Source organism: Candidatus Zixiibacteriota bacterium (assembly GCA_026397505.1).
Classification (GTDB): Bacteria; Zixibacteria; MSB-5A5; order GN15; family PGXB01; genus JAPLUR01.
Map to the genome: position 1 here is coordinate 1 of JAPLUR010000109.1, position 10,349 is coordinate 10,349.

A 10,349-nucleotide genomic window follows, 5' to 3' on the forward strand; every position below is an offset into this window, starting at 1 on the left:
GGATGTCTATAATGAGAAACGATTGCATTCCTCTCTGGGCTATCGACCACCCAACGAGTTCGAGGCCCTACTGAGGAACGAAAAAGTGAACCGCCAAACCGTCCTACCCTAACCTGTCCAACAAAAGGGGTTCACTCCAAATATATCCACAACAATCCGGTCATTGCAGGAGAAGTTTCGAATCCAGAAGACTGGAAATGGTCAAGTGCGCGCGCCTATTTCACCGACGATCAAGGCATCATTCCAATATTCAAGGATTGGACCTGAGACCGACCGACCGCGGGGTCACATCCCCCCGATAACATCGGTGGGACAAGACCCCGCGCAACTTGAAAGCAGGAGCCGGTCGCCAAGTAGGCATCAGCGCGATATTATAGTATAGATTCAGCCCTTCCCCTTACGGGGGGCAGGGCCTTTTTGTCTTAGGTTCGCAAAACCCTTCGGGATTTTGCGCTACTTTTTCCATTCCCCACTCCAACCAAAGGGACTTAATTGCTTTTCAGACAATAGCATAACAAAAGAACTTGCTTTTTTGGCCGATTTCAGTATAATAACGGGCCGTCCCGCCTTGGCGGGACCTGAAACTGAAGATTATTTATTAAGGAGTATATTATGGCTCACAAAAAAGGTGTCGGTTCCTCGCGCAATGGCCGCGACAGTCAGGGCCAGCGTCTGGGCGTAAAAGCCTACGGCGGCGAGGCGGTACCGGCCGGAACAATCATCATCCGCCAGCGCGGGACCAAAATCCTCCCGGGCGCCAATGTCGGTATCGGCAAAGATGATACCCTGTTCGCGAAAATCACCGGCGTGATTAAATTCGAGCGCAAAGGGCGCGATAAGAAAATCGTCTCGGTTCTCGAATAGCTGTTTTGGAAATGGAACTTAAGATCCGCACCAACTTCAGGTGCGGATTTTTTTTGCCTTTATGTCGCCAGGAACAGAAGAAACACTCCCCCCACCGCAATCACTGCCCCAATCACCGCCCGCCACGATACTTTTTCTTTATAGAACAGTACCACCAGCGGAATCACCATCACCGGCACAATCGCCATGATCGCGGCGGCAATACCGGTCTCGGTGTACTTGATCGAAACCAATGACAGCCATACTCCCAGAAACGGCCCGCAAACCGAACCGCCCAGCGCCAGCAGAATCGCTCTCCGGTTGCTGAATTTCTCGGCAACCTCCTTTGTGTCTCCCCTTAAGAATCCAAACAGCCAGATTGCAATCGCCGCTGAAATCATCCTGATAAAAGTTGCCTGAAGCGGCTGGATATTCTGCCCCATCCCGATTTTGGCCAGCACCAGACCGATCGCCTGCCCGGTTGCCCCACCGACCGCCAGAGAGATTCCCAGCCATCTTTTCCTTCTATCAGAGGGTTTGCTTTCGACTCCATTGGCATTTCGCTCGGCGCTTACCCAGGCCACGCCTGATATCGTGACAACAATCCCCAGAATCGCCATTGCACTCAGGGTTTCGCCCAGCATCCCCCACGCCACCAGTGCCGTGATTATCGGTGAGACCGAAAAGATCAGAAGGGTCAGCCTGGTCCCAATTGTTACAAAGGCACGGAACAGAAATAAATCACCTATGGAAAGACCAATAATGCCGCTCAAAATAAGGTAGTAATATGACTTGGCCTCAGTTTCCGCCGGAAAAAGATGCCCCGTAGCGATAAGCAGGGTTGTTGCCAGCAAGACTGAGGCGAATAAAATGCGAAACTTGTTAACCCAGTATGCCCCGATACGGCGGCTGGCCGAGGTGAAAAAAAGAGAGGTAAACGACCAGAGAAAGGCAGTCGATAAGGCGGCTAATTCTCCTACAAAAGGCATGGGGGAATATAATCGAGAACCGAAACGAAAGAAAGAAATTCCCGCCGCAAACCGGCCCAATTCAGGCAATTGTCCCCCGCCTCAAATGTTGACTTTCAAAACGATTTTGGCTATTATCATCGGATAAAAGATAACCGATTTCCGGAGCCATGCCATGAGGTTGTCCATCCTTGTTTTTTCCCTGCTTTTATTAACCGGAACTATTTTTGCCGGGGTGCCCGATTCATCCGCCGTTCCGCCCGATACCTCCTCGATCCCCGCTTCCGATACCATTTCATCGGCCGCCACTAAGACGTCCTCGGCCGATTTTGAATATCCTATGTCGCCCGATAGAAAAGCCAAACTGATTTCTTATTCGAAATTTGTCAACGGTTGGCGGTTCATATCATTTTTCGTCAGCATTGCTATTCTTATTATCGTCCTGTATACCGGCCTTTCGGCCCGATTCCGGAAATGGGCCTTGGGCATCACCCAAAAGCAATTCCTGGTTTACCTTCTCTATTTTATTTTCTTCCTGCTCTTCATGACCCTCATCAATTTCCCCGTTGATTATTACCGCAATTTTGTGGTCGAGCATGATTATGGATTCTCCAATCAAACCTTCGGCCAGTGGATGGGCGATAATCTCAAAACCTTCGCCGTAATATTTATCTTCGGATTTTTCATTTTCCTGATCCTGTACTGGCTGATAAACCGTTTCAAGAAATGGTGGCTCTATTTCGCAATCGGCATCATACCTTTCATGGTTCTGGTCATAGTCATTTTCCCGGTACTTGTCGCGCCGATTTTCAACAAGTTCGAACCGATTAAGAACCAGGAACTGAAGACTGAAATGATCGCCCTGGCCAGCCGGGCAGGCATCACCAATCCCGACATATATGAAGTTGATGCATCCAAGCAGTCTTCCAAGGTGAACGCCTATTTCACCGGCATGTTCGGCACCAAAAGGATCGTATTGTATGACACCTCCATCAAGAACTTCAGTGTCAATGAACTGAAATTCATCATGGGTCATGAAATTGGGCACTATCTGAAAAACCACATTTGGTACGGATTGTTTATCGCGGTTGTGATAATGTTTTTGATGGGGTATCTGATTGACAAATTGCTGCCTCGTTTTATCAGCCGCCAGAGCCGTCGCCTGGGATTCACCCACCTGGGGGATATGGCCAGCCTGCCGCTCATCCTGCTTTTCGTTACCATTTTCAGTTTTATAACTCAGCCGATTGAGAATGGCGCCAGCCGCTACTTTGAATATCAGTCCGACCAATATGGTCTGGAAATATCGGGAGTGACCGGTGATGAGGCGGTCACCGCTTTCGATAAACTCTCGGTGGCCAATCTTTCCGACCCGGAGCCGCCGGCTCTGATTGAATTCTGGTTCTATGACCACCCGGCGCTGAAAAAAAGAATGGAAAACGCCCGGATGCTGTACCGTCGAACGCACCCGGGTGTATAACCTGATATGAAATTATCATTTGATAGGAATTAACGGAGGAAAAGATATGCGTCAAATAAGTACCAAAGTCATTATCGACGCCGTTCGGAAACTGTCGATCGATGCTTCTTACGATCTGGGCCAGGATGTGGTCACGGCGATCAAGAACGCGAAAGAGGTCGAGGAATCGCCGGTGGCGCGGGGGATTCTGGATCAGGTTCTCGAAAATGCCAGAATCGCTCATGACGAGACAGCGCCGATGTGCCAGGATACCGGCTTCGCGGTTCTCTTTGTGGAGCTGGGCCAGCAGGTCGAAATTGTCGACGGCGATTTTTATGAAGCCTTGCATGAGGGTGTCAGGCGGGGATACAAAGACGGGTATCTGCGCAAATCGATCGTCAGCGATCCGCTCGAACGGAGAAACACCGGTGATAACACCCCGGCCGTCATCCATACCGACATTGTCCCCGGCGACAAACTGAAAATCATCATTGCCCCCAAAGGGGGCGGCTCGGAGAACATGTCCGAGGTGAAAATGATGAAACCATCGGATGGCATTCAGGGGGTCAAAGATTTTGTGATTGACCGCGTGCGCCGCTCCGGCGGCAACCCCTGTCCGCCGATTATTGTCGGCGTTGCTATTGGCGGTACTTTCGAGAAATGCGCCTATCTGGCCAAGAAAGCCCTCCTGCGCGAAATCGGCAATCGCCACCCCAACAAATTCTACGCCGATCTCGAAATCGAACTGCTCGATAAAATCAACAAGCTCGGTATCGGCCCGCAGGGACTGGGCGGCACCACTACTGCACTTGATGTGCATATTGAGGTGTTCCCCTGCCATATCGCCAGCCTTCCGGCGGCGGTCAATGTGCAGTGCCACGCCGCCCGGCATAAAGAGATTGTCCTTTAAAAGAAAATAATAACCGGAGATAAATGCCATGGCCAATAAGAAACATATCAGCACCCCCCTTACCGATACGGTCGTCGCTGATCTCAAAATCGGTGATGAGGTTTTGATAACCGGGGTGATCTATACGGCCCGCGATGCCGCCCATAAGAAACTGGTGGACCTGATCGATAAGGGCGAGAAGCTCCCCTTCGATCCAAAGGGTCAAATCGTCTATTTTGCCGGCCCCAGCCCGACCAAGCCGGGGCAGGTGGTCGGCTCGATTGGCCCGACAACCTCATACCGCATGAATGCCTACTCCCCGCGGATGATCGAGGTCGGCCTTAAAGGGATGATCGGCAAGGGGGAAATGGGACCGGAAGTGGTCGCAAAAATGAAAGAGAAGAGAGCGGTCTATTTCGCCGCGGTCGGTGGAGCGGCGGCGCTGATAGCCAAATCGGTCACCGGAAATGAACTGATTGCTTACGAAGAGCTGGGCGCCGAGGCGATTCGCAAGTTGACGGTCAAAGAATTTCCCGCGATCGTTGCGCTAGACTGCCACGGCGGAAATATTTTCAAAGAGGGCGTCGCCAAGTATGAAAAGAAGTAAAGCCGCAATTATTTGATATTTCGTAGGGGTTGACTTGTATGGCGACCCTTTTTCTTCTTGTTCCTGTCTTTCGGCGGAATATGACCCGGTGCGTCTGCTAACAACGGGAATGATGTCGCTTCACACGCCTGATAAATTTAGCGAAAGAACCGACACAATATTGAAATATTGCTTGCCTGTTTGAATCCACATACCCTTTTGACCTTCTTTATAGAATACCTTATATTCCCTCCATGCAAACCGCCCTGCATATATATTCGCTGGTCAAAGAGCTGAATGATAACATCATCGGTTCCTGTTTTACCGGCACCGCTTTCTATAAAAAAGAACGGGAGGCCTATCTCTTCTTCAAGAAAGAGAAAGGGACACTCGCTCTCGGTTTGTCTTACCATCCGGTCGGCTTTGGTGCTTTCCTGATTCCCGCCGGGAAGATAAATGTCGACACCAACGAAAAACCCTGGCCTTTTTTTCAGCCCGCCGAGGGTGGGACGGTCATTTCTGTCAGGCAGATTGGCCTTGACCGTATTTTCCGTATTGCCATCGAATGTGACGGTACAAAGTATGAAATAATAGTCGAGGCTATCGGCCCCAACGGCAATATCTGGCTGCTGGATGAACCCAAAGTCATACTTGCCACTCTTCGGCATAAGAAATTCGAACCATCGACAAAGTATATCCCTCCCCCGTCGATGATTAAGCTGAATCCTTTTGAGATAAATCACGCCGATATATCGGCCATGCTAAAATCACAGACCGGGCCGAGCATCGGCCTTGTTCTTAGGAAAATTCTGATCGGTCTTGATGAATACCTGGTCAATGAAATTCTCTATCAGGTCGGAATCACCGGCGATATATCGCCTCATGCCCTCGATGAGAGCGCCATATCACGCCTGGTTGATACGATAAAGGCCGTGGCCCATAAATTCGATGATTATCATCATGGATATTCTTATGATACCGCCGCCGGGCGGGGTGTCTATCCCTTTCGTCTTCATTATCTCAAAGAGGATTACCATAAGAGCAATTCTCTATCCCCGGCCATTTATGATGCCATCAAAACGCATCGCGAGGTCAGAGAGGAAATTTCCGAAACTCAGAAAGTGATCGATGCGGTCGCGCGATGGGTGAAAAAATTGGAACGGAAAGTTGTCAAGGTCGATGAGGACATTGCCGCTGCCGACCGCTTTGAGGAGTACCGCCGCTATGCCGAGCTTCTCAAAATAAATCTTTCCTCGATGAAAAGAGGAATGGACAAAATTGTCCTCAAGGATATCTATCTCGAAACGGGGGGCGAAATTTCCATCCCGCTTGACCCGGCCCTCTCCCCCGCCGAAAATGCGGACGAGTATTTCAAAAAATATCGAAAGGGAAAGGAAGGGGTGGCACTTCTGGAACGCCGCGGCGAAGTGGCCCGACAAGAACTGGCGAATGCACGGCGGATACTATCGGCGCTGGAGAATAATTATGAGACTGCCTCACAGCAATACCGCACCGAAATCGAGGAGCTTCTGCCGCAGGCGGTCGATAGAAAGGAAATCGCTCCGCGCCTGCCGTATAAACCTTACACCCTTGCCACCGGCATCACCATCTTTGTCGGCCGTGACGGTACCGATAACGACAGCACTACCTTCGGCCACGCCAAACCATACGAACTCTGGTTTCATGCCTCGCAGTGCCCCGGGTCGCATGTGGTGATGAAATTCCCCGATAAGAATTTCAAGCCTTCCAAAGCCGAGATTCTGGAAACCGCCGCCATTGCCGCGTATCATTCCAAGGCGAAAAATTCCAAATCCGTGCCGGTGATATACACGGAACGAAGATATGTCCACAAACCGCGCAAGGCCAAGCCGGGGCTGGTGACAGTCGAGCGAGAGAAAATGGTGATGGTTGAACCCAGGAAAGCAGATTAAGATAGATTTACGCTTGTCTCAGACCTGGCAAATCAGGAGTCTTGCGCCCCTGACAAATGAACGGGAATGAAGATAATACGTAATGAATCCATGCGGCTGTACCATGACCTTTCGTGGCTCTGGCCGATAATATCGCATCACGAGGATTATATTGAAGAAGGGGAATTCTTTATCCGTTTGATAAAGGAATATGGCGCCGAGGGTGTCAAAACAATCCTCAATCTCGGCTCCGGCGGCGGCGCTCTCGACTGGGTGCTCAAAAGTGAATTTAACATCACCGGAATCGATGTCAGCCTCCCGATGATGACGCTGGCGCAGAAACTCAACCCCGAGGTGGAATATATCCCCGAGGATATGCGCTCTGTCCGGCTCAATCGTAAGTTTAATGCCGTGATTCTGCATGATGCCGTGGCGCATATGGAAACACTCGAGGAATTAAGAGCCGCCTTTCTCACCGCCTACGAGCATCTCGAAAGAGGTGGCCTCCTGATAACCTTCGCCGAAGAGTGGGCCGAGCATTTTATCCAGAACCGAACCGAAGTCAAGAATCATAAGAAAGACAACATAGAATTGACCTATATCGAAAATAATTATGATCCCGATCCCTCCGACAGCACCTATGAATGCACCTTCGTCTATTTGATCCGCCGTGAGGGATTTCTCGATATCCAAACCGATCGCATGGCGCTGGGGATTTTCCCGCTCAAAACCTGGAGTGAGACGCTAAGAGAGGTGGGCTTTGAAGTGGTGCAACTGCAATCACCCTTGGCCAATATCGCCGATGGTCTCGCAAATGAATCCTATCCGGTTTTTATCGGAATTAAGACTTGAAAGTCGTCTTGTTCTTTGCATGAGGATTGAGTGATGGCCGCAAAAGAAATTCTTCTACTGGGTAATCCGGAGCTTTATGAAATCTCCGCCGAGGTTACTATGGATGATTTATATGAAATGAAAGAAGTCGCTGAGGATCTGGCCGACACGTTGCAGGAATTTCGGAAAAAATACGGATTCGGAAGGGCCATCGCGGCGCCGCAAATCGGCGTAAAAAAACGGCTCGTCTATATGAATAGTCCCAGACAGGTCGTATTCATTAATCCCGTTCTCACTTTCCCGGAGGAGGAGATGATCGCAATCTGGGACGATTGCATGTCGTTCCCCGACTTGATGGTGAAAGTCCTGCGCCACCCGCACTGCCGTATTCAATATCGCGATCTCAAATGGGAAGAAAAATCGGAGAGTCTTGAAGGTGATTTATCAGAGCTTCTCCAGCATGAATGCGATCATCTCGATGGTATCCTCGCCGTACAGCGGGCGGCAGATCACAAATCGTTTGCACTGCGCTCTCAGATTACAATTAAGTAAAATTGACTAATCAGATACTGTAGCGATCAATCAATATTCTCTAAAAACTCTGTATATCGCCGAAAAATCGAGATTCTCAATCCCTTTGGTAAAGGCCATCCCGAATATCTCTTTGGTGATACTCCCGGTCAGGAGTGGTTGCCGCATAGTGCGCGCCAGGTCCTGAAGATAGTGCAGGTCCTTATATATCATGGCCGAGGAGAAATGCACGGCAAAATCCTCTTTGAGCAATTTCTCTCTTTTGGCGTTCAGCACCATCGAATCTCCCGCCCCTTTTGAAAGAATCTCCAGCACCTTCTCTTTTGGAATGCCGACATTTTCCCCCAACACCACCGCCTCGGCCAGAGTAGCCATAAGGGTTCCCAGCACCAGATTGTTGACCAGTTTCATTTTGGTTGCTATAGTCGGCTCTTTAAGATAGAAAATGGTCTTGCCGATTTTCCCGATAAGCGGCTTTGCTTTCTCATAAGCTTCCTCTTCCCCGCTGACCAGCACGGTCAGGAGCCCTTTCGAGGCCGGCATAACACTCCCCAATACCGGCGTTTCAAGATACCATGCGCCCCTTTCTTTAACCGCTTGATGAAACGAGAGGACCGATTCGAAATGATTGGTGGTGGTATCGATGATAATTTTCCCCCGGCAATCGGCTGCAAGCAACCCCTTCTCACCCATCAGAACCGCCTGCACCGCCGTGCTGTCGGTGAGACTTAGAATGACCGTATCCGTTTGCGAAATAAGCTCGGCCGGTGATTCGGCGATCGGCACACCCAGTTCCTCTGCTTTGGACCGGGTCCTATTCCATACTGTAAGTTCCACTCCCTCATCAATCAAATGTCGGGCGATCGCTTTCCCCAACGACCCCAAACCTATAAATCCTGTCTTCATCTTGGCTATCCTCAATTTCGATCGTTATGTCTTGTACATAATACTGTCTGGGAATATAATTAAAAGATAGGGCCGTGAAGAGGACAAAAAAAGGGACAGCAACCGCCGTCCCTTTATGAAATGTATGCAGCCTAAGCTTATTTCAAGAGAATCATCCTTTTCGATGCCGTGAAATCTCCCGCCTTGATCTGGTAGAAATAGATTCCGGTCGAAACCTGATGTCCGCCACTGTCGCGCCCATCCCAGTTGATCCGATAGGTTCCGGGCGCTTTAGGGCCGTCGGTCAGGCTGCGCACGGTCTGCCCCAGAATATTGTAGATGGTAATGGCCACTTCCGCCCGAACCGGAACCGTATATTCGATGGTTGTAACCGGATTGAACGGATTGGGGAAATTCTGAAACAGCGCAAACCGAGTCGGCTTCAGGCTGGGTCGGTCCTCATAATCGATATCAGTCGGAATCAAATCTCTCCGATTCCAGAAAATTTTCATACTATCGGTGACATCGGTCTGACTGACCGCGATTAGCTCGGTATCGCCGTCTTTATCGAGATCCGCTCCAGCAAAGCCGTTAATATCGGCATTGCCAAATCGATAGAACCGAGGATCTCCAAAGACGCCGTTGCCGTCATTATAGTAAACAGCAATGTTTCCATCCCCGTTCATACTTAAAGCCAGGTCGGGGTCGCCATCGAGATCAAAATCGCCGACAAAGATATTAAACGGTGAGAGGGACATTTCGTACACTACGGAATCAGCGAACGTACCGCTCCCTTCATTTATAAACACAAAAAACCGGGAATCAGAGCCGACATAAATGAGATCATTGTCGGCGTCGTCGTCAAGATCCGCGGCCGCAACCGCGAGGCAATGATAGCTGGCCGGCAGAGAAGAGCCCGGTATGAAACTACCGTTCCCATCGTTGAGAAAAGTCTTCTGATCATAACCGGGATAACTTCCCTCATTAGCTATGGCAAGATCAATGTCGCCGTCGCCGTCAAGATCGGCCAAAGTTGCGGAGGTGGGTTTTGTGGTTGTAGGGTAACTGGCCGCCGTCAGAAATCCGCCGCTTCCATCGTTGAGCAGAATAGAGATACTCCTGGAGTTCTCATTCAAAACGACCAGGTCGCAATATCCGTCATCATCAAGCTGGGCGGCGCTCACAAAACTGGGGCCATCGCCGACCGCATAATTCTTAGGAGTGACAAATCCAATGCCTTTTGTGGTAATACTATCCTTACTAAAATCGGCGATAATCAAGTCATCATCAGAATTGTTATCTATATCGGTAATATCTTTATAAGTGTGTAAAAACGACAAGAGGTGTATCCTTAAGATTTACAAGCTGATTCAAAAGGAGACACCTAATGTCGTATAACGAGTTAGATTTTAGCAGGAGAAACATAGTCTTTGCGCTTTCGGAAGTC

10 protein-coding genes are annotated in these 10,349 nt (G+C 49.8%); 7 read left to right on the top strand and 3 right to left on the bottom strand.

Annotation, left to right across the window (positions count from 1 at the left end):
* Positions 1-612 precede the first annotated feature (612 nt).
* Positions 613-864, top strand: a complete 252-nt coding sequence (rpmA, locus tag NT002_11210) for a 50S ribosomal protein L27 (protein MCX6829831.1) — start codon at positions 613-615, stop codon at positions 862-864.
* A 59-nt stretch (positions 865-923) separates the two neighbouring features.
* Here rpmA and NT002_11215 read toward each other — a convergent pair whose 3' ends face one another.
* Positions 924-1,901 carry a DMT family transporter gene (locus tag NT002_11215; GenBank protein ID MCX6829832.1) on the bottom strand — a complete coding sequence of 326 codons (978 nt, stop codon included), beginning with the start codon at positions 1,899-1,901 and terminating at the stop codon, positions 924-926.
* Between the two features lie 85 nt (positions 1,902-1,986).
* On the opposite strand from NT002_11215, the gene NT002_11220 reads away from it, so the two are divergent.
* The 6 genes from NT002_11220 (at position 1,987) to NT002_11245 (ending at position 8,038) form a co-directional block, all read left to right on the top strand.
* Positions 1,987-3,291, top strand: coding sequence for a M48 family metallopeptidase (locus NT002_11220; protein ID MCX6829833.1), 1,305 nt, complete (start codon positions 1,987-1,989; stop codon positions 3,289-3,291).
* A gap of 46 nt (positions 3,292-3,337) precedes the next feature.
* On the top strand, positions 3,338-4,180 hold the full coding sequence (locus tag NT002_11225; protein ID MCX6829834.1) for a fumarate hydratase: 843 nt from the start codon (positions 3,338-3,340) through the stop codon (positions 4,178-4,180).
* Positions 4,181-4,208: 28 nt separating this feature from the next.
* On the top strand, positions 4,209-4,766 hold the full coding sequence (locus tag NT002_11230) for a Fe-S-containing hydro-lyase (protein ID MCX6829835.1): 558 nt from the start codon (positions 4,209-4,211) through the stop codon (positions 4,764-4,766).
* A 233-nt stretch (positions 4,767-4,999) separates the two neighbouring features.
* Positions 5,000-6,676, top strand: coding sequence for an NFACT family protein (locus NT002_11235; protein ID MCX6829836.1), 1,677 nt, complete (start codon positions 5,000-5,002; stop codon positions 6,674-6,676).
* Between the two features lie 66 nt (positions 6,677-6,742).
* The gene (locus tag NT002_11240; protein ID MCX6829837.1) at positions 6,743-7,507 is read left to right on the top strand and encodes a class I SAM-dependent methyltransferase; all 765 of its coding nucleotides are present in this window, start codon (positions 6,743-6,745) and stop codon (positions 7,505-7,507) included.
* A 33-nt stretch (positions 7,508-7,540) separates the two neighbouring features.
* The gene (locus NT002_11245; protein MCX6829838.1) at positions 7,541-8,038 is read left to right on the top strand and encodes a peptide deformylase; all 498 of its coding nucleotides are present in this window, start codon (positions 7,541-7,543) and stop codon (positions 8,036-8,038) included.
* Between the two features lie 30 nt (positions 8,039-8,068).
* Here the strand turns inward: NT002_11245 and NT002_11250 are convergent, their stop codons facing one another.
* The gene (locus tag NT002_11250) at positions 8,069-8,923 is read right to left on the bottom strand and encodes an NAD(P)-dependent oxidoreductase (protein ID MCX6829839.1); all 855 of its coding nucleotides are present in this window, start codon (positions 8,921-8,923) and stop codon (positions 8,069-8,071) included.
* Between the two features lie 137 nt (positions 8,924-9,060).
* Positions 9,061-10,242, bottom strand: coding sequence for an FG-GAP-like repeat-containing protein (locus NT002_11255; GenBank protein MCX6829840.1), 1,182 nt, complete (start codon positions 10,240-10,242; stop codon positions 9,061-9,063).
* Positions 10,243-10,349 lie beyond the last annotated feature (107 nt).

What these genes read in the sequence shown, in the direction of transcription:
- NT002_11220 (MCX6829833.1), top strand. Translation starts at nt 1,987, where the DNA reads ATGAGGTTGTCCATCCTTGTTTTTTCCCTGCTTTTATTAACCGGAACT.
- NT002_11230 (MCX6829835.1), top strand. Translation starts at nt 4,209, where the DNA reads ATGGCCAATAAGAAACATATCAGCACCCCCCTTACCGATACGGTCGTC.
- NT002_11245 (MCX6829838.1), top strand. Translation starts at nt 7,541, where the DNA reads ATGGCCGCAAAAGAAATTCTTCTACTGGGTAATCCGGAGCTTTATGAA.
- NT002_11250 (MCX6829839.1), bottom strand. Translation starts at nt 8,923, where the DNA reads ATGAAGACAGGATTTATAGGTTTGGGGTCGTTGGGGAAAGCGATCGCC.
- NT002_11235 (MCX6829836.1), top strand. Translation starts at nt 5,000, where the DNA reads ATGCAAACCGCCCTGCATATATATTCGCTGGTCAAAGAGCTGAATGAT.
- NT002_11240 (MCX6829837.1), top strand. Translation starts at nt 6,743, where the DNA reads ATGAAGATAATACGTAATGAATCCATGCGGCTGTACCATGACCTTTCG.
- rpmA (MCX6829831.1), top strand. Translation starts at nt 613, where the DNA reads ATGGCTCACAAAAAAGGTGTCGGTTCCTCGCGCAATGGCCGCGACAGT.
- NT002_11225 (MCX6829834.1), top strand. Translation starts at nt 3,338, where the DNA reads ATGCGTCAAATAAGTACCAAAGTCATTATCGACGCCGTTCGGAAACTG.